Genomic DNA, 19,503 nt, shown 5'->3' on the forward strand with positions numbered 1-19,503 from the left:
CATTAAAAAGGATGCATCATGACCAAGCATGAAGAAGACAAAATTACGGGAAAACAGCATTATAAAGAAGAGTTACATCAGCTCCAGATTGAGCTGGTCAAACTGCAACGCCACATTATCCGCAAGAATGACAAAATTCTGGTCATTCTGGAAGGACGTGATGCCGCTGGTAAGGACGGCAGCATCAAACGCATCATCCAGCACCTCAGTCCCCGCGAAACACGGGTCGTGGCTTTAGGTAAGCCCTCAGATCGCGAAGAAAGTCAGTGGTATTTCCAGCGCTATACTCCTTATTTGCCCGCCGCCGCAGAAATCGTCTTTTTTAACCGGAGCTGGTATAACCGTGCTGGCGTGGAAAAAGTCATGGGTTTTTGCACTGATGCGCAATATGAAGAATTTTTTGCCGAGGTCACAGATTTTGAAGGCATGCTGGTCCGTTCGGGTATCCATTTCATTAAGGTGTATCTGGATATTTCCAAAAGTGAGCAAAAAAACCGACTGGAAGCACGCAAAGAAGACCCACTCAAACAATGGAAAACCAGCCCCATTGATGACCAGGCAGTCAAATATTGGAAGGACTACAGTAGCGCGCGCAACGTCATGTTTGCGCGTACCCACACCAGTTTTACACCCTGGACCATTGTCGATGCAGACGACAAAAAAATCGCCCGCATCCAACTCATCAAGGGGCTATTGAGTCGTTTGGATTATGCCAACAAAGATACCAGCCTGATATTATCCGATCAGACCATTATCTTCGACTATGATCCGCTTTATCTGGAAAATGGTATGATCAAGGCATGAGTACAGAACCGGCGACGCCCCTCCGCGGAGCGGTGCCGGTAGCTCTTCTCTAGTCTTTCCTGCTCCGCCGACTCCTGCGAGTTTTCGCGGCGCCACCACCCTGCCCCTCTGGCATTACCCGCTCGAAATCCATCTTCCGCTCGTCCAAATTGACGTTCATCACCCTGATTTCGATTTCATCACCGAGCTGAAAGGTCTCCTTGCTGCGATCACCGATAATCCGGTAGTGCTGTGCATCAAAATGAAAATAGTCTTCACCGAGGGTGCTGATATGGATAAGACCCTCCACATAAATTTCCCGCAACGCCACAAAGAGACCAAATCCGGTGACGCCGGTAATGATGCCCATATAGGTCTCCCCGACTTTATCCATCATAAATTCACACTTGAGCCAATTTACCGCTTCACGACTGGCTTCATCGGCGCGACGCTCGGTCATGGAACAATGCTGGCCCAGTTCCTGCAATGCCTTTGGGGGGAACCACTTGGGCTCCGCACCAGCAGCGTCCAGCAAGGCCTGAATACCGCGGTGCACCACGAGATCCGGATAGCGGCGGATGGGCGAGGTAAAGTGGGTATAAGCCGGGAAGGCCAGACCGAAATGCATGCCGGTATCCACGGTATAGTACGCCTGTGAAAGACTGCGCAGAATAACAGTCTGAACCAGACTGGAATCACTGCGCTCACGGGTATCTTCGATGATTTTCGCCAGATCAGCACTGCGCGGATGGGCAGGCAAACGCACCGGCACGCCGAGTTCACCCAGGAAACGGCGCAAATCTTCGAGCTTTTCACTCGTGGGCTCTGGATGGACCCGATAAAGCATGGGCAATTCGTGAATTCTGAAGAATTGCGCTGCACAAACATTGGCCGCAAGCATGCATTCTTCGATGATCCGATGCGCGACATTGCGGGTAACCGCCACGATTTTTTCAATGCGCAACTGATCATTGTAAACAATGCGGCTTTCCTGTGAGTCAAACTCAATAGTGCCCCGCCGCTCACGGGCCTTGGCAAAGCTTTCGTAGAGGCGGTGCAGGGCCTCCAAGTGCGGGACCATGGCCGCGTCCTGCGCCCTTAAGTCCCCATCACCCGCCAATATGGCCGCCACCTCATCGTAGGTAAAACGGCGTTGAGAGCGCATGACGCCCCGGTCAAAGCGGAAGCGCCGCACCTCGCCCGTCGCATCCATCTCCATTTCACAGAGCATGCAGAGACGATCCACGTGAGGGTTGAGGGAGCAGAGTCCGTTGGACAGTATCTCGGGCAGCATGGGAATCACCCGCCGCGGGAAATAGACAGAATTACCGCGGGTCACCGCCTCCTTGTCCAGTGCAGAGTCCGGGCGCACATAAGTGGCTACGTCAGCGATGGCGACAATCAGGCGAAAACCATTTTCGATTTCCTCGGCGTAAACCGCGTCGTCAAAGTCCTTGGCGTCGGCGCCATCAATGGTGACCAGCGGCAGGTCTCTCAGATCGCGGCGACCTTCCTTCATCGCCTCCGGTACCATCTCCGAGAAGTGCATGATTTCGGCAAGCACTTCTCCTGGCCACTGATGGGGCAGACCATAGTTACGAACGGCAATTTCGACTTCCATACCCGGAGCCATGTGTTCACCGAGAATCTCCACGACGTGTCCTTGGGGCATATTACGACCGTCGGGGTATTGGGTAATCTCCAAGGTCACAATCTGACCATGGACCGGTGCTAGTTCACCCCCCTCCACCACGGCGAACTCTTGGGGAATACGGCGGTCCTCCGGCACCACATAATGCACACTGCCATCGGCGAAGTAACGGCCTACAATGTGCTTGAGTGCTCGCTCCAGAATGCGCACGACTGCCCCTTCGATGCGTCCGCGCCGATCCTCTCCTACCGCCCGCCCCAGAATGGTATCGCCGTGGAACACCTTACGCATTTCCCGCGGGGAGAGGAAGAGATCCTTTCCGCCTCCCTCGGGAATCAGGAAACCAAAGCCATCGGGATGGGCGCTCACCGTGCCGCGCACCAGTTCCATGGCTTCTACGATGCCATAGGCACCACGCCGGTTGCGCACCAGTTGACCATCCCGCTCCATAGCCCGCAGACGACGCCTTAAGGCTTCCTGATCATCTTCGGCGACTTCCAGTTCAGCGATCATGTCTTCTAAGGTGAGTGGCTGACCGGCACCCTCTAGAAAGCTGAGAATATACTCCCGGCTGACGATCGGCCGTTCATATTTTTCTTTTTCCCGCTCAAACATAGGATCACGCTCACTAAGCGATGCAGGTTCTTGTGTTTCCGGCATTGACAAATGCTCCTCAATAAATGATTATTCCGTCCACGCCGAGGTGGCGGAATTGGTAGACGCGCTAGGTTCAGGTCCTAGTGAGCGAAAGCTTGTGCTGGTTCGAATCCAGTCCCCGGTACCACAAACAGAGCAAGCAAGGAATCTACCAGATTTCTTGCTTGCTTTTTTTATACCCATGCAGCGTCCCTCAACGCTGTTGCCGCATTGTTTAATCATGTGTTGCAATCCAAAGTACCCTCCAAAAGCAGCCGCCGGGCACCAACCCGCATATTGGGCGTATCTTGCGGGATGATCCTTTACTTGTCCAACAAGGGCAGGTCTCAGCCCTATTTGATATGATCCTGGAGATTCGCGGCCCCATCCTGTTCTATGCGGTAAACCCATGCCAAAATCTCCGCAACCGCCTGATAGAGTTGTGGCGGAATCTGCTGATCGAGATCAATCTGCATTAACAGGCTGACTAGCTCCTTTGACTCATGCACGAAAACCCCTGCTTCACGGGCTTTCGCAATGATTTGCTCAGCAACCAGCCCCCGCCCCTTCGCGACCACCATAGGGGCCGAATCCTTGCCAGGATAGCGCAAGGCCACGGCATTGCGTGAGTTTTCCGGTTTATCCCCCATCGCCTGTATGGATCTTGTGCTGCGTTACGCGCAAACCCAGTGCCTGCAAAGCCGCCTCCAAATCCCCCCAGCGACTTCTTAGGGCGTCCGCCCGATCCGCCATGATAGCCAAACTCAGTGTATTGCGATGCAAGCGCAGCTTCGCCTGAATACTCCCCAAATGAGGCAGATGCAATGTCAATGTGCTGTCCCAATGCTGGGTGGCCTCCCGATCCGCAGTCGCTGCCTGTCCATGATCGCCCGTATGCTCATCGCGTCGACTGATCATCCATTGCACGAACTGCCCCGGCCATACTGGGCCGATCCAGTTGATTTGCTGCTGGTTCAGCACCTGAATCTGCTGGCCCACAAGGCCGGTGAGAGCTCCGGGCAACGCGGCAGACGTAAAACTGACCGGCGGTCTTCCGAGGTTTGCAATCTGCGCGTATGTCATCGCCCCTGCGACACGACCTGGCAAGACCGGCCCCGAGGCTTGACTGACCGACAGAGCAGAGATTACCCTCCGAGCGCCCTGACTCACGGGTGTCGGCACCGGGGATAACGGCCCATTTTGTGGCTCTGCGCGCAGATTTTGCAGCGGCAGTTGACCCTGCACCCAAGCTGCCAGGTGACTTTCATAAAAGAGTCCGCTCTGATTTATGGACTGTTGCAGCATTTGCGCCAGCGACGCACTTTCTATGGGAGGTTGGGGCAGCAGGGGCTGGATTCCGCGGAGCGCGCTGCCACCCTCTGCTGGAGGCCAATCGAGAAGAGATTGCACAGTATTCGACAAACCTACACGGTCTGGTAACCGCACTGCTGCCGAAGTCGCAAGCAGAAAGGTGGGGCGGGCGCCACCACCCAAGTAGAGCAACTGCAAGCGCTCTCCCGTTGCCCACTGGCCGGGCAAGTGAAAAGCCAGCGTTTTACCTGCGACCTCTATGAGCGTCTGCATCTGAGAGCTTCGCAAAACCCGCCCCTCCAGGGTGGTGCCAGGTGTTATACTTTTCGCCAGTGCCGTAGCCACATGGGAATTAAGTACCGCATCAACAATGCGCATGGGCACCAAGGCATTAGCGGAGGGTGTCATCAGGGTGATGGCCGACTTTTAAGGCGGATCAGGAGCTCTGCCTCTTCCTCCCCGATCTGGCAGGTGCTGGCAATGTAGTGCGCGTTGCGCCCGGAATCGGCCAGCATATGGGCGCGCTGATAGCGGTTTACCTCGTCACCCTCCTCCGGCAAGGACCAAGCATCAATTGCTCTGTCAGGCGCGTTGCGCGCGCGCTGGGGTGCTTCAGCTTCTTTTTGCGACTGACCGCCAATGATACGCTGCACCGCCTCCTCCAACGCGCGCGTGCGTTCTTGAGAAATTTGCAAAGCAGCCAACAGGTGACGCTGCAAACGCCACAGCATCGCTTGAGCAGCAATGATAATCAACGCGATAACCAGCAAAATAAACCACATCAGCTTGCATCCTTTGTGATCATGTTTCCCACCAGCGCTTGATCCTGCCTTTCCAGGACGCGGGTTCTGCCTTGGCAGAACTGCGTAACCCAATGTTCAACAAACGTAAGATTTCCCGGTCACGGGTCTGCACATATTGCGCGACTTTCCCCTGATCTGCAGCGGGTGGATCCTGAAACGCAACTCCCAGAATAACACCAGAGACATCCGTCGCATAAGTATCCACAAAACGTACGATGGCTGGCATATGCAGTGGCGCACTGTCACGAATACCGAAAATGATTTGCGGTATCTGTTCCCCCGGCAAAAAAGGGAAATCTTTTGGACGACGGCTAAGAATGCGCAAGCCACCTGCACTGATGTCCTGCATCCGTCCTGTAATCATCTGCGCGCCCTGCCGATACACCTCTACCTGATCCGGATCCTGCACGGTCGGCGGGACCCGGTATAACTGCCGACGCTGCAGTTGATAAAGGGCATCTGGGTGGCGGATCACGACCACCTCTTTTTCCATCCGAACTATGCTGCTACGGAATCCGCTAAGCAGACCATCAAGACGGGCAATAATCGTAACAAACGATTCCGGGCGCATGTTCTGCGGAAAATTGAGCGGGACATCCACCCAGAGAAACTTCTCCTGCATATCGAGCAGTAGCGTATTGAAACTCTCGGTGTGATCGTCCAGCCACAAGGTACAAAAAGTATGATCCCGAATGAGGCTACTCAGGATGTTAGTCGCATGCAACCAAGAACTGACCCGATAGCGTTCAGCAAAGAGGTGCTGGCGGGCCTCATGAATCTGTTCCGTCATCGTTATTGTTTTCCTCTCTGTCTCCCGGCCGGGATTCCAACCGGCCCTGCCTGTCACACCAGACCCCTGCTTTTCTATCATCTTAGCAGCACTCGGTCGACCTGTCCCGTCAGTCTGGCAATCTTGCCGATCTCGTCTAATCTCCACCAGACTGGGGTAGAACATCAGTGAGACAGACGGGGGGAGAGTGTATGGATTTTTTAGACATCGTGAACAAAGATCAGAACCTGGCGATTTTTGTGCAGATGGCAGGGCTGAAAGAGACAGATGTGCATCTCATTCAGTCTGCTGCACCCCAGGCACTGGCGCTGCTGCCGGAAGTCGTTGCCCTCTTCCTGCAGCACCTGAAGACTGTCCCCGAAGTAGAGCAGAGGCTCGCTGCTGCACATCAGGATTTTCCGCGACATCTGACGCATTGGTTAGGCAACCTGTTCACGGGTCCCCACGATCAGCAGTTCCTGGAAGCCCAGCATCAGGAGGGCAGCAACAATGTGCAGAAACGCATTCCACCGCTCTATACCGCTTTTGCCATGAGCTTTTTGCGAGCCGCTTTACCGCAATTATTAGGTACCCACGGCGTTTCTCAACAATACAGCGAAGGCGCTTTAACAGCGGCCATCCTGCGCATGCTGGATCTCTGTCAGTATCTCACGGACCGCGCTTATACGGCACGCCTGCTGGAAGTAACCGGCATCTCAAAAACCTTGTTAGATCGCCTCATGACGGTATGAAATGAACTCGGAATTTGCGAACACGCCCACGCTCGATGCTACCCAAGAACTCGTTGCCCGCCAAGCCATTCTGGGTCACCATGGCGAGGTGATAGGCTATGAACTGTTTGCGCGAGAAGAAGCCAGCGGACCACTGGAAGATCCGTTCCTTTGCTCGGCCCGAGTACTGATAAAAACATTCAGCGTATTCAATATCGAACAGTTACTCGGTGGAAAACCAGCTTTTATTAATTTTACCAATAGCAATTTTGATGAAAAAAGCTTAGAACTTTTTCCAGCCACACAAGTGATTCCGGAATTTACCATTACCGAAGCGCCAACACGTGAGTTTATTGATAATATTATAAATTTACGCAAATGCGGCTTTCGCCTCGCTTTGGACCGTTTTGAAGCGGCGCCATGGCAGGTCGGTTTACTCAAGGTCGTGGATTTCGTCAAAATAGATACCTATCTCAATGAACCCAGCGAATGGGAGGCGTGGATAAAACTAGTTCGCAAAGCTGATCTTGCAAATACTCCAGCCATTATCGCTACTCGGGTTGAGACCCAAAACATGGCGCGACACTGCTTTGAGGCGGGGGTAGATTATAGCCAGGGTTACTATTTCATGCGTCCGGAAATCATCACTGGGAGAAGTCTTGCTGCCAATCAGCGCACCATCTTCAATCTGTTAAACCTGCTTGCCGAAGAAAATCCAGTCGGTGATATCGAAGAAACTTTTCGCCGCGATCCTGGCTTATCTTTTCAGTTACTCCGCTATCTGAATTCTGCAGGACTGACCCGTGGCCAGGAAATTGACAGTATTCGCCGGGCGCTCATTTTACTGGGCAGACACCCCTTGCAACGCTGGTTAACGCTGTTGCTTTTTGCCAGCCAAGGTGCGCGTAAAACGCCGTTGCTGACGATGGCCGCGACTCGCGCACGCCTTGCTGAGCTGCTACGTGAGCGTTCTCCTAAACTGGATGCGCAACCACTGGCACTGCATCGCTCATTTTTAGCGGGTATGCTCTCCCTGCTGGATGTCTGCCTCAATCAACCACTGCCTGAACTGCTGGATGAGTTGCGACTATCACGGGAAATGCATGCCGCCATACTGCGGCATGAGGGGGAAGATGGCATGCTGCTCCTTATCGTCGAGGCGGCCGAAAGTGGCAATATCGAGGTCGTGCGGAATGTTGGTCAAGCGCTGGGCTTATCGGTAGCAGACATCACCAACATGTCGCTGGAGTCCATGGCCTGGGCAGCGACTTTAAAATAAGCTAATGGCTGGAGCAACGACACCAGCCTTCAGTGAAACCTTTTGTAAGACCTGCTTTGCTGCGCCGGATGATGCCACATTGCTTTCTGCCTGCTGATTATGAACAATACGTCTGGCCGCCTCCTGACTGAGCACCACAATACTTACCCGGCGATTCAACGGGGAATCCGGTTCATTGGGAACGTATAGTACCGCCGATCCCATACCGACAACCCGCAGGATCTTGCTTTCATCCAGTCCACTTTGTACCAGGGTCTGCCGCACCGCGTTTGCCCGACCTGCGGATAAATTGTAGTTACTGTAGCCTTTCCCACCATTGAGATAACGCAATGCGTCTGTATGGCCCGTTATACTGATCGCGTTAGGTAATTCATTTAGGGTCGGCGCTATAGCCTGAAAAATGGCGCGGGCATACGGTTCCAGTATGGTGCTCCCGCTGGGAAACATGGATTTTTTCGTGCTATCCACAACCTGAATACGCAATCCTTCCGGGGTGATATTGATAAGCAGATGTTTACGGAATGCCCCCAGCGCCGGATTGCTGGCAATTTGCGCATCCAGTACTTTTTTAAGATGTTCGAGGTTATGCTGATCGACATGTTCCGAGCCATTGGCTGGTGTCTCATTGCTCGCAATCACCTGATGTTTCTGACCACGTTGCACTTCACCGGCAGTTTTATTCAGATTGCTACCGCCGCCTGATAAAATGGAACTGGCAGACCCGCTACCCGGACCACCCATAAGAGAAACCTGTTCAGGATTTTTAAACCATTGTGCAATACCTTGCAACTGCGCTTTTGTGGTTGATCCCAAGAGCCACATCAGCAAAAAAAAGGCCATCATGGCCGTAATAAAATCCGCATAGGCGATTTTCCAGGCACCACCGTGGCCACCACCATTCACTTTCTTTATGCGCTTGATGATTATCGGTCGGTTTTTATCATTACCCGCCATGAGACACTACTTCCCTTTCAGCTCACGTAAATGGGTATCCAACTCCTGAAAGCTGGGGCGCTCTGTCGAATAAAGCACCTTGCGCCCAAACTCGACGGCGACTTGGGGCGGATAGGCATTCATCGTCGCCAGCAAGGCGACCTTAATACACTCGAACATTTTACTCCCTTCAGCAGCGCGATCCTCCAGCCGTGCAGCCAACGGCGATACCACGGCATAACCCAAAAGAATCCCCAAAAATGTTCCCACCAATGCGGCTGCAATCAATTCACCCAATACCGAGGGTGGTTTGTCTACGGACCCCATAGTGTTCACTACGCCCATCACCGCTGCCACAATACCAAATGCAGGCATACCGTCTGCGGTACGTGTCAGCGCATGAATGGGGATTTCCAGTTCCCGGTGATGGGTATCGATATCGACGTCCATGAGATTCTCCATCTCAAATGCACCCAGATTTCCGCCCACCATAAGGCGTAAATAATCCGTCAGAAACTCCAGCACGTGATGATCAGCGATGATGCGAGGATATTTTTTGAACAGCTCACTGGACTGCGGATCATCCACATCACCCTCAATAGACATCAGGCCACCCTGACGAATTTTTGCGAACAACTCATTGAGCAGGCTTAGGAGCTCCATATAAGCTGCCTTGCTATACTTGGAGCCCTTGAACGCCATGGGTAGCGATTTGAGCACGGATTTAAAGGTTCTTGGGAAAGTGGCTGCAAAAAAGGCACCGAAAGCCCCACCACCAATCATCAACAGTTCATAGGGTTGAATCAGCGCACCGATTTTTCCACCCTCCAATACGAATCCACCAAAAATGGCGCCGAGGGCGATTACATAGCCAATGATCAAGAACATAATGCCACCATCCGCTTACTGGACAACGAAACTGGCAAAGTAGACCGCGGCGATGGGCGGGTTCGCTTCCGTCACTGGCATTTTTAAGGTGCCACCATCCGTCTCCAGGATTTTGTTCACCTGCTGCCTGATCTGCTGCAGCAACTGATCACGTACCGCTGGCTCACTAACCTTGTTGGCACTCTGGGCGCTGAGGAGCATCAGAATGCTGTTGCGGATTTCCGGCATAAATGATTTTACGGAGCTTTCGACGGCGGGATCATAGGTCTTCAACTGGATCTGCACCTGAATGTAGTGGGTGCTCCCATCACTGCTCTGCAGGTTGGTCACCATAGAACCCAGATTAATAAATTTCGTGTCTTGCAATTTTTCTTTGGCGATTTGTGCAGGCGTTGGTGCAGTCGCCGGACGCATTAAAAACCACCAGACAGAGCCCGCCCCGGTGATGAGCAGCACTACCGCAATGATCAGGAAGATCAACCGTTTGCCTTTACCGGACTTTTTCTCTTCTGCCATGGCTTCCTTGCCTATTGTCATTCCTAATGTATGAATACGTTACCCGGATCTTATATACTCGATCTTTCCCATTCAGCCAAGCAGAAACTGCGCAAAATCGACCTGCTTCAGCCGGTCTCGCTGGTCATTGGTAAAGGGATAGAGAATCGCCGCCCATTCTAAACGTAAATCACTCAGGATGGGCTTACATTCGGCAATCCCCTGCAGATCACTGAACAAATTCACATGCGCCAGTTTGAGCAGAAGGTATCGATAGAGGCTATCCAGACGCTGTAAATGCGCCACTGGGAGATTTTCATCCAGCATGACCAGCAGATGCTGCACGACCTGCTGGACACGATCCATCGCACGCTGTTTTGCGGCGAAATCCTGCTGCTCTATGGCCCGCCGAATCTGGCGAATATATTTCTCAACACCGTCCAGACCCAGCAAAATGAGTCCGTCTGTATTAAATCGTACCACATCCGGATTCAAGGCCGCCGATGTAGCAATGGGTATCTGCTGCATAACACGTTCTCCCTCCTCCCCTGATGAGAAGTAACGGCACATCGCAGGAAAAACTGAAGGTGACAAAGCAGGAAAAGTGGCGCTCTATTGCCGCTGAAGCGGTGATTGTCTGTATGGAATGGAAAGGAGTCTCACATAATCAATGGCATGATTTTTGCTTTTTGGTACCGACAGGAGGTGATCCCATGACAGCCCAATTACAGAATACTTCTCTCTCTGGCAGAGCAAACCCCTCTCTTGCTGAAGAAAGCATGTATTTAGATGACTTGATTCACTTTTATAATGTCTGGAAGGAGTTTTGGCAGACTTGGCTGCGTGCATACCTGCAGGGCAAAATGTTGCCACGCCACACAGAACAGCCGGTTTTACAGGCATTACATGGTCCTGAGGCTCGTATACCATCCTCCCAAAAAGTATATTGGCATGCCTTAGAAGCCTCCTATCACGATATTTTGCATCGATTGCAGAGTTCATCTGAAGACACGTCAAAAAATTGTCCTTGTTCCGCGCTAGTGCCCATCATGGATGCTGCCAACCTTCTGGAACAACAGTGCTTTGAGGAAATTGTCACCTTTAGTAAAAAGTTGGGAGAGATGGACCTCCTCACCAATTTACCTAACCGTCGGCGTATGGAGCAAGATCTGGCACGAGAACAGGCATTGATAGATCGCGGGGCTACTGGCTTCATTGCCATGATAGATGTAGACCACTTCAAATCGCTCAATGACACCTATGGCCATGCGGTCGGCGATATCGTGCTGCGCGAAATCGCACGCCGCCTGCGCTTTGCTTTACGTCATTATGATGGCCTGTACCGCTATGGCGGCGAGGAGTTTTTAGCTATTTTTCCAGGACTTAGAAAAGATTGTGCGTTACTCACTGTGCAGCGGCTCTGCCAGAAAATCGCGATGGATCCTTTTCAGGCGACAGATGGCCATCCCATCTCTATCACCATCTCCATAGGAATCGCCCCCCTCGCCAGCCATATGTCTCCCGAAGGGATAGTGCATATCGCCGACGCGGCGCTGTATCAGGCCAAGCAGGAGGGCAGGAATCAGGCACGCCTGATACCATAACCCAGAGCGCTATTCCATTGTTTTTAAGTTCCGCTATTATATCGGCTTACCCATGCAGCTCCCTGACCGAGATCAATCGCGCGTGACCATCGAAAAATCTTCCGAAATCGCGCGAAAAGCCCTGCAGCGCATAGCCGAAGCCCAACTCTCCCCTACCCCAGAACATTTCGAACGTTTTTATCGGGAGATTCAGGGAATGCCCATAGGCGTGCGCGCCTCCTGCACTGCCGCGCCTCGCGCACCCGTACCTGCCGATTGGCCGGAACTTTGTCGCCGCCTGATCCGTGAATGGGATCGCCCCCAAACCGGCCTTTCTTACCTGCAAAAGCTGATGGCGAGAGACCGCGCCCTGGAAGGCCAAAGCCTCGACACTGTGGCGCATAATCTGACCGGATTACTCACCCAATGGGAGCGTATGCCCACACAGTGCGCAGAATCCGGGCCGCCCTCCGGGATCAGCTCCGCTGCACCTGGCGACTGTCAGCCCTGGCGGCAACTTTGGATAAAAAGTGTTCGTCAGACCTTAGCCCCCAGTATGCTGAATGATCCCAGGATTACCGACACATTAAAACATCTTGACGACCTGTTGGCGGAACCGGATATTGATCCCGGAATGCTATTGCCCCATGCCCGACGCCTCTGGGATTACGCCGATCAGATGGAAACTGACGAACGAAGCTTGCGTGAAGGGTTACAACAACTTTTGCGCCTGTTATTGGATAATGTGTCTGATCTCGTCGAAGAAAATCAATGGCTTTCCGGTCAAATTCACGTTATTCAGGAGCTTGCCCGCGACCCTCAGGACATGTCCGCAATGAATCGGGCCATAGCGGGAGTAAAAGAAGTTCTTTATCAGCAAGGCAAGCTCAGAACCGGCGTAAAAGAGGCAAGACAGGCGATTCGTGACCTCGTCAATCTGGTGTTAATCACTATTGATAGTCTGGCCGGGCAGAGCGGAAATGCGCACCAGCAATTGGAACGCCTGGCCGATGAGCTGAATCAGGCCGACGACTGGAAACATATTCAGCAAATCGTGGCAGCGGTCATTGACACCAGCAAAACCATTAAAACCCAGTCGACTGAGATGCGAGAGGCGCTCCTTGCGGCAAAAAATCGCCTGCGATCTGCCCAGACCAGAATTCACGACCTGGAAGAAGAAATGACCGCGGTAAGCCAGCTCGTGCATATTGATCCACTCACCGGGAGCCTCAACCGGCGAGGCCTGGAGGCCGCATTTGCCCGTGAAATGGCGCGGGCGCAACGGCTGGGACAGCCACTGGCAACGGCCATTATTGATCTGGATCACTTCAAGTGTGTCAACGATACCTATGGCCACGATCTGGGGGATCAGGTGCTCCGGGGAATCGCCCAAATTCTACGCGAAACCCTGCGCGGCAGCGACACCATAGCGCGTTTTGGTGGAGAGGAGTTCGTCATCCTCATGCCGGACACCTTATCCGCAGCGGCCTACCGCATTTTACAACGAGTACAGGAGCGATTGCGTACCCACCATTTCGTAACCCGGGATCACCCTCTGCGGGTGAGCTTTAGCGGTGGTATCAGTGCATGGCAACAGGGGCTCAGTCAGGAACAAAGCATTGCTATAGCCGATGAAGCCCTCTATCGCGCCAAGCATGAGGGCAGATGCCGAATTTATATGGCTGCTCAGGCAAACTCATCAATCTGATGTCCAGGATCCGGTGCTTTTTCTTCACGCTGACGAGAAGGTTTGGAGCGGGAGCTATCCTTACGTCCTTTATTGAAAACCGGACGCAGGGGCGGCTGTACCGGCTGTATACCATCACCTGTGGGTTTGAGCGGAAAATCGACCATGAATGCGATACTCCAGACATCGTGCCGAACACGTACGCCTTTAGGCTATCGCAACATCTGATTGATTTCTATACCCGAGAAGCTCAGCGTGTGTAAAAACTCTGCAACCGTCCTTCAATAATCTTGGGATTTTCACCCTCAGCAATACCGACCAAACCCTCAATGACCATCTCGCGCAAGTAGTTTTGCTGATGGACGACGCCTTTGAGCTTGTTAGATATGGGGAGGAAGAGCAGATTGGCAGATCCGACACCATAAATAGTAGCAACGAATGCTGTTGCAATACCCGCCCCCAGTTTTGCCGGGTCGGCGAGATTTTCCATGACATGAATCAAGCCCAGAACTGCACCAAGAATACCAATAGTGGGCGAGTATCCACCCGCCGATTCAAACACCTTAGCTGCCTGCCGCCCCATTTCGGAACGGGAATCCAGGTCGACTTCCAGAGTGGCACGGATTTTACCGGGCTCTGCGCCGTCAACCAGCATCTGCAAGCCCTTTTGTAAAAAGGGGTCGCTGACACCATCGATCAAACTCTCCAATGCCAGTAAGCCGTTCTTCCGTGCGGTGTTGCTCCATTCCAGAAGCTGCGCGATAACCGGCTGCGGATCTGTTTTAGGGGGCAGTACCATCCAGGGCAGCATTTTTAGCGAGCGTATAAATACAGGCAGGGTATACTGCACCATCACCGCGCCAGTGGTACCACCGATCACGATGATAAAGGCGGTCAACTGAAGAATAGAGCTGAGCTTCCCTCCCTCCAGCAGTTGACCAACAAAAATCCCCCCGAAGGCCACCACCAGACCAATCACGGTCAAAAAATCCACAACGGGCCTCTCTTCTTCGGTTGCCTCAGCCAAAAACCCTTAATCATCGCCATCGCACCAGTCTCCCAGACTCGACCGCAACCGCAACACCGCCTGGCGCATGATCTGGCTGACACGGGATTCACTGACTTCCAGCACGCTGCCGATTTCTTTCAGCGTCAGTTCGTCCTGATAATACAAGGCGAGAACCAACTGCTCCCGCTCTGGCAACGTGCTGATTCCACTCTGCAGATCTCGGGCGAACTCCGTCGAAGCAAGGACGCTCTGAATATCCGCCGACGCATCCCGCAAATAGCGACCAACGAAAGCCTCGTTGTCGGTGGCCAGGTCTTCGAGATAAAGCATCTGACCGCCACCCTCCCGGACGGCTGTCTGGTAAGCCCCCAAGGTCCAGCCGAGCTCCTCGGCTATTTCTTCTTCTTCGGGAGCCCGGCCAAGACGCTGCTCCAGTCGGCTCATGGCCTTACGAATGGATTGCTCCTTGGCGCGCGCTCTGCGCGGCAACCAGTCCTGGGCGCGTAATTCGTCGAGTATGCTGCCGCGAATCCGCGTGCTGGCATAAGCGATGAAAGCCTCGCTATCATCTCCAGACTGGCTTTCAAGGGCGTCCATCAAGCCGAGTAACCCTGTCTGCAGGAGATCTGCCAGCTCAATGTTGGCCGGCAACCGGGCACAGATACGCTGGGCGATACGCTGTACCAGAGGCGTGTAGCGTGCGACCTGCGCACTCAATTCGGCAATCCGGTCCATCGCTATGCCCGCGCTCATAAACTTTGCTGCGCCCTCTCGGCGGAGAGCAGACGTTCCATGAAAAACGTCATGTGTCCCGCCGACCCACTGGGCAGTGGCCAACTGCGCACGGTGCTCGCCAGTTCTCGTATCGCGCACGCCGCTGGGCTATCCGGATAGAGATCCACGATAGCCCGTTGTGAACGCACAGCGCTCCGCAGCGCCATATCCATGGGGACCGTGCCAACCAGATCAAGCGTAACGTCCAAATAACGATCCGCCACCGCCGCCACCCGCTGAAAAAGCAACTGGCCTTCGTGCTGATCGCGTACCATGTTGGGTAATACCCGGAAACGCTTAACGCCATGATCGCGGCTGAGCACCTTGATCAGCGCGTAGGCATCGGTAATAGAAGCCGGCTCGTTGGAAACGATCACAATCACATCTTGCGCGGCACGACTAAACGTCAGTACATCCCCGGCGATACCGGCGGCAAGATCAATGAGCAGATAATCCACCTCTATATCAAGTTGGCTGACCGCATGAATCAGGCTCGCCTGAGCCTGATTGTCAAGAACGGCCATGCGCGCAATACCGCTGGCGGCAGGTAATATTCGAATTCCCCGCGGACCAGTCACCAGTACATCCTGAATGCTCTTTTCACCGGAAATGACATGGGAAAGATTATAGCGGGGACTCAACCCGAGCAGAATGTCTATATTCCCCAGCCCCAGATCCGCATCGAACAACAATGGCTTCGCACCCTTTTGTGCGAGTGCTATCGCCAGATTAGCCGCAATGTTGGTCTTGCCTACCCCCCCCTTACCGCTGGCCACAGCGATTACCTTAACCGCCTTTTGCACTCGCATCCTGCGCAACCCCTCCGCCTGATCCAAGAGGATATCTGCACCTGCCGATTTTTGCATTTCATGCACCATGATGGGAGTGATTCTGGGCCTTGCTGCCCGGCGCGGTGCTCTCCGAAGACGTTTGCAACAAGCGCATCAAGCTCTCCCACTGCGCCTCATGCAGATCCTCCGGAACCTTCTGCCCGTCACTGTAATATGCGACGGGTAAATGTTGTTGCGCCAACCACTCCAGTACGCCACCAAAAGCAGGGGTTTCATCCACTTTAGAAAGAATGGCTCCGGCCAAAGGAATGCCTGCATAAGGGGCCAGTACGGTAGGCAAACTCTTGCCACTTAACCCGGCAGGAATCATCAAAAAACGATGTGCCCCCGTCCCCAAAGCTGCCAGCCACTGCAGTTGCTCGCCGAGACGGGGATCACGCGGACTCATGCCGATGGTATCAATAAAAATCCAGGGGCGCTGATTGTGCTTATTTAATGCCTGCAGAAGATCTTCAGGACTCCTGATCACTTCCAGTGGCACACCCAAAATCCGCGCATAGATCTCCAGTTGTTCGACTCCCGCAATACGATAGGTATCCGTGGTCAGCAGCGCAACAGAATGGGGACCATGGCGGAGAACCTGGGCAGCGGCAAGTTTGGCAATACTTGTGGTTTTCCCCGAGCCCGTCGGACCCAGCAAAACAAAAATCCCGCCTTTCTCCAGAGAAACACTGCTCAGGCCAATCTGATCTTCCAGGGTCGACTTTAACGTCTTTTCCCAGTCTGCCTCCGGGCACTGCTGAACCAGATGGGCAGCCCAGTCAACAGAAAACCCCATATCCGTCAGGCTGTCTTTGGCGGGTTTGCCAGACAGGGAATGTCCCCAGCGCTTCTCTACCAATTGCCGTAATGCCTGGAGCTCACTACGCAGGGGCGACGTCGGCGCCACCGAACTGACTACCGGGACGCTGGTTTCGGGGATAGCCACAGTCCGCTGCAGGCTGGAGACTTGTGGCTCCGGGGTGGGTGACAAGTCTCCAACCTGTAGCGGCCCTGGCCAGGTCGGAGTTGCATGCGCCTCTGTACATTGCTGCTCATCAAAGTCGATGGCCGCCACAATTTCCACCTCGCCATTCACGTCACGATTAGACAGAATAACGGCGTCAGGACCCAAAGACATACGAATCTGCTGTAACACATCTCGGGTACTCGACCCGCTGAATCGCTTGATCTTCACTGGTTTGTTTCTCCCTACGGATTGCGGTCCCACCCTTTAAGCTCCAAGTGTTGCCACCACCCTGATTCGTTTGTTTTCGGGAATCTCCGCATAAGAGAGCACCCGCATTCGCGGTGCCGTCCGCGCCAGGAAACGCGCGAGAAAGGCGCGCATGGGGGCCATCGCCAACAACACCGGCTGCATACCGCCAGCCTCCATCTGCTGCATTAACTCCCCTGCCCGCTCCAGTACCCGCTGCGCCAGCCCTGGCTCCAAAACCTCGCCATTACTGTTGCGCAGGCTCTCTTGCAATAAGTGTTCCAACTGTCCATCCAGCACCGCGACCGGCAGTTCGCCCAGTCCAGGGAAGAGCCCCTGCACAATGTAAGGTCCCAACGCGGTACGCACCGCAGCGGTAAGCTCGTCAACATCCTGGCTCTGTGGCGCATGCTCCGCCAAAATCTCGACGATGGTGCGCATGTCGCGAATTGGCACGCCCTCATTCAGCAGATTCTGCAGAACCTTCTTGAGCTTGTCGGGGGAGAGCATCTTCGGGATAACATCTTCTACCAGCTTGGGGGATCGGCTAGCAAGATGGGACAGCAATCCCTCCACCTCTTCGCGACCGAGCAATTCCGCGCCGTGAGACTGTAGCACCTGATGCAGATGGGTGGCGATCACCGTGGCCGGATCAACAGCGGTGTAACCAAGGGCAACGGCCTTGTCGCGCTGCTCTTTGTTGATCCACAGTGCCGGCAAACCGAAGGACGGATCAGTGGTCGGAGTGCCATCCAGCTTGCCGAGGACGTTGCCCGGGTCGATAGCGAGCAGCAAATCGGGAAAAATATCCCCCCCGGCTACTTCAACGCCTTTGACCGTGATCCGGTACGCCGTCGGGCGCAATTCGAGGTTGTCACGAACATGCACTGCCGGCACCAGAAAGCCGAAGTCCTGGGCAAATTTTTTGCGTACCCCGCGAATTCGCGCCAGCAGTTCACCGCCCTGCCCTTTGTCCACCAGCGGAATCAACCGATAGCCGACCTCCAGGCCGAGGGGATCGAGTGGTTCGACACTGGCCCAGGTCACCTCCTCGGACTCTGCCACTGGCAACGACGCATCAGCGGCTTCAGCCTTGGGCTGCTGGCGTTTGCGGTACCAGATAATGCCCCACAGCACCGCCGCCGCCCCCAGGAAGGGCAGATGCGGCATTCCCGGAATCAGGCCGAGAATGCCGAGAATCACCGCGACGATCACCAGCACATCCCGATTCTGAAAAATCTGACTGATTAATTGCCTGCCCAAATCCTGACCGATATTGACTGAAGTCACCACAATGCCCGCAGCAATGGAGATGACCAATGCGGGAATCTGGGCTACCAGCGCATCGCCGATGCTGAGCAGGGTATAGTCATGAGCTGCGGTGCTCAGACTGAGGCCATGCTGCCAAATGCCAATAATCAGGCCACCAATCAAGTTAATGAACAAAATCATAATCGCGGCAATGGCGTCGCCACGCACGAACTTGCTGGCACCATCCATGGAGCCGAAAAAGTCTGCCTCTTGGGCAATTTCGCTACGCCGCTTATGGGCCTCTTCCTGATTGATGATGCCAGCATTGAGATCGGCATCAATAGCCATCTGCTTGCCCGGCATGGCATCCAGGGTGAAGCGGGCGCTGACTTCGGCGATGCGCCCGGCGCCCTTGGTGATAACCACGAAATTGATGATTACCAAAATCGCAAAAACAATAATGCCTACGACATAATCCCCGCCAACTACAAATTCACCAAATGATTCAATTACCTGACCTGCAGCACCAGGGCCATTCTGGCCATGGAGTAAAATAATTCGCGACGCCGCCACGTTCAGGGAGAGGCGCAACAATGTGGTCAGCAGCAAGGCGGTAGGAAATGCCGCAAACTCCAAGGGGCGCACCATGTAGAGGCTCACCAGAAGAATGATCAGGCCTAGGGTGATATTGAAGGTGAAGAAAATATCGAGGAGAAAAGTCGGCAGCGGAACAATCAGCATGGCGAGAACCATGACCACCAGGATCGGCGCCGCCAGGGTGTGCCAGTTCAGGCGTTGAAAAATCCGGTTCAGGACATTCACCATTTATCCCCGTTCATCCATTTCCGGCGGCACCGACCAGCTTGCGGGCACG

20 protein-coding genes and 1 tRNA gene are annotated in these 19,503 nt (G+C 53.9%); 6 read left to right on the plus strand and 15 right to left on the minus strand.

Translation table 11 applies throughout. The annotated features are described in order from the left end of the window. Nucleotides 1-18: 18 nt before the first annotated feature. On the plus strand, nucleotides 19-804 hold the full coding sequence (gene ppk2, locus M7F93_RS03345; protein WP_298169068.1) for a polyphosphate kinase 2: 786 nt from the start codon (nucleotides 19-21) through the stop codon (nucleotides 802-804). Nucleotides 805-853: 49 nt separating this feature from the next. Here ppk2 and rnr read toward each other — a convergent pair whose 3' ends face one another. Continuing rightward, nucleotides 854-3,094, minus strand: a complete 2,241-nt coding sequence (gene rnr / locus M7F93_RS03350) for a ribonuclease R (protein ID WP_298169072.1) — start codon at nucleotides 3,092-3,094, stop codon at nucleotides 854-856. A gap of 37 nt (nucleotides 3,095-3,131) precedes the next feature. On the opposite strand from rnr, the gene M7F93_RS03355 reads away from it, so the two are divergent. Continuing rightward, a tRNA-Leu gene (locus M7F93_RS03355) sits at nucleotides 3,132-3,218 on the plus strand. Between the two features lie 205 nt (nucleotides 3,219-3,423). On the opposite strand, the gene M7F93_RS03360 is transcribed toward M7F93_RS03355, so the two are convergent. From M7F93_RS03360 to M7F93_RS03375, 4 genes are read right to left on the minus strand one after another with little or no spacing between them, the layout of a single operon-like run. Further along, nucleotides 3,424-3,720 (minus strand): EscU/YscU/HrcU family type III secretion system export apparatus switch protein, encoded by a 297-nt coding sequence (locus M7F93_RS03360; RefSeq protein ID WP_298169075.1) that lies wholly within the window; start codon nucleotides 3,718-3,720, stop codon nucleotides 3,424-3,426. Then, nucleotides 3,710-4,789 (minus strand): flagellar hook-length control protein FliK, encoded by a 1,080-nt coding sequence (gene fliK / locus M7F93_RS03365; RefSeq protein ID WP_298169078.1) that lies wholly within the window; start codon nucleotides 4,787-4,789, stop codon nucleotides 3,710-3,712. Before fliK ends, M7F93_RS03360 begins: the two co-directional genes overlap by 11 nt. Then, nucleotides 4,789-5,163, minus strand: coding sequence for a hypothetical protein (locus tag M7F93_RS03370; protein ID WP_298169081.1), 375 nt, complete (start codon nucleotides 5,161-5,163; stop codon nucleotides 4,789-4,791). The genes fliK and M7F93_RS03370 overlap by 1 nt, the downstream gene beginning before the upstream one ends. A 19-nt stretch (nucleotides 5,164-5,182) precedes the next feature. Beyond that, nucleotides 5,183-5,974 carry a flagellar brake protein gene (locus tag M7F93_RS03375; RefSeq protein WP_298169084.1) on the minus strand — a complete coding sequence of 264 codons (792 nt, stop codon included), beginning with the start codon at nucleotides 5,972-5,974 and terminating at the stop codon, nucleotides 5,183-5,185. A gap of 191 nt (nucleotides 5,975-6,165) precedes the next feature. On the opposite strand from M7F93_RS03375, the gene M7F93_RS03380 reads away from it, so the two are divergent. Together M7F93_RS03380 and M7F93_RS03385 are read left to right on the plus strand one after the other, a co-directional pair. Beyond that, nucleotides 6,166-6,705, plus strand: coding sequence for a protoglobin domain-containing protein (locus M7F93_RS03380; protein ID WP_298169087.1), 540 nt, complete (start codon nucleotides 6,166-6,168; stop codon nucleotides 6,703-6,705). A 1-nt stretch (nucleotide 6,706) separates the two neighbouring features. Further along, nucleotides 6,707-7,963: an EAL and HDOD domain-containing protein gene (locus tag M7F93_RS03385; protein ID WP_298169090.1), complete on the plus strand. Its 1,257-nt coding sequence runs from the start codon at nucleotides 6,707-6,709 to the stop codon at nucleotides 7,961-7,963. Here M7F93_RS03385 and motB read toward each other — a convergent pair. From motB to M7F93_RS03405, 4 genes are all read right to left on the minus strand, one after another. Then, nucleotides 7,955-8,917, minus strand: a complete 963-nt coding sequence (gene motB / locus M7F93_RS03390) for a flagellar motor protein MotB (RefSeq protein WP_298169092.1) — start codon at nucleotides 8,915-8,917, stop codon at nucleotides 7,955-7,957. The two genes, M7F93_RS03385 and motB, sit on opposite strands and share 9 nt — an antisense overlap. A 6-nt stretch (nucleotides 8,918-8,923) precedes the next feature. After that, the gene (gene motA, locus M7F93_RS03395) at nucleotides 8,924-9,784 is read right to left on the minus strand and encodes a flagellar motor stator protein MotA (protein WP_298169095.1); all 861 of its coding nucleotides are present in this window, start codon (nucleotides 9,782-9,784) and stop codon (nucleotides 8,924-8,926) included. 15 nt (nucleotides 9,785-9,799) lie between these two features. Next, nucleotides 9,800-10,300, minus strand: coding sequence for a flagellar basal body-associated FliL family protein (locus M7F93_RS03400; RefSeq protein WP_298169098.1), 501 nt, complete (start codon nucleotides 10,298-10,300; stop codon nucleotides 9,800-9,802). A gap of 72 nt (nucleotides 10,301-10,372) precedes the next feature. Continuing rightward, complete coding sequence (locus tag M7F93_RS03405) at nucleotides 10,373-10,807, minus strand: flagellar export chaperone FliS (RefSeq protein ID WP_298169101.1); 435 nt, start codon at nucleotides 10,805-10,807, stop codon at nucleotides 10,373-10,375. A gap of 59 nt (nucleotides 10,808-10,866) precedes the next feature. Here M7F93_RS03405 and M7F93_RS03410 point away from each other — a divergent pair, with 59 nt between their 5' ends. Both M7F93_RS03410 and M7F93_RS03415 read left to right on the plus strand, forming a co-directional pair. Further along, complete coding sequence (locus M7F93_RS03410) at nucleotides 10,867-11,883, plus strand: GGDEF domain-containing protein (protein WP_298169105.1); 1,017 nt, start codon at nucleotides 10,867-10,869, stop codon at nucleotides 11,881-11,883. 82 nt (nucleotides 11,884-11,965) lie between these two features. Further along, entirely contained in the window at nucleotides 11,966-13,570 is a 1,605-nt protein-coding gene (locus M7F93_RS03415) for a GGDEF domain-containing protein (RefSeq protein WP_298169108.1), read from the plus strand. Here M7F93_RS03415 and M7F93_RS03420 read toward each other — a convergent pair. The 6 genes from M7F93_RS03420 to flhA form a co-directional block, all read right to left on the minus strand. Next, a complete protein-coding gene (locus M7F93_RS03420) occupies nucleotides 13,549-13,716 on the minus strand; it encodes a hypothetical protein (RefSeq protein ID WP_298169111.1) in 168 nt (55 codons plus the stop codon). The two genes, M7F93_RS03415 and M7F93_RS03420, sit on opposite strands and share 22 nt — an antisense overlap. A gap of 83 nt (nucleotides 13,717-13,799) precedes the next feature. Then, entirely contained in the window at nucleotides 13,800-14,543 is a 744-nt protein-coding gene (locus M7F93_RS03425; protein ID WP_298169113.1) for a flagellar motor protein, read from the minus strand. Nucleotides 14,544-14,582: 39 nt separating this feature from the next. Further along, nucleotides 14,583-15,311, minus strand: a complete 729-nt coding sequence (gene fliA, locus M7F93_RS03430) for an RNA polymerase sigma factor FliA (protein WP_298169116.1) — start codon at nucleotides 15,309-15,311, stop codon at nucleotides 14,583-14,585. Beyond that, on the minus strand, nucleotides 15,308-16,198 hold the full coding sequence (locus tag M7F93_RS03435; protein ID WP_298169119.1) for a MinD/ParA family protein: 891 nt from the start codon (nucleotides 16,196-16,198) through the stop codon (nucleotides 15,308-15,310). Before M7F93_RS03435 ends, fliA begins: the two co-directional genes overlap by 4 nt. 1 nt (nucleotide 16,199) lies before the next feature. Next, nucleotides 16,200-17,393: a flagellar biosynthesis protein FlhF gene (gene flhF, locus M7F93_RS03440; protein WP_366144671.1), complete on the minus strand. Its 1,194-nt coding sequence runs from the start codon at nucleotides 17,391-17,393 to the stop codon at nucleotides 16,200-16,202. Between the two features lie 3 nt (nucleotides 17,394-17,396). Beyond that, nucleotides 17,397-19,454 (minus strand): flagellar biosynthesis protein FlhA, encoded by a 2,058-nt coding sequence (gene flhA / locus M7F93_RS03445; protein WP_298169125.1) that lies wholly within the window; start codon nucleotides 19,452-19,454, stop codon nucleotides 17,397-17,399. Nucleotides 19,455-19,503: the final 49 nt, after the last annotated feature.

This window comes from Acidithiobacillus sp. (genome assembly GCF_027322205.1).
In the GTDB taxonomy this organism is placed as follows: domain Bacteria; phylum Pseudomonadota; class Gammaproteobacteria; order Acidithiobacillales; family Acidithiobacillaceae; genus Acidithiobacillus.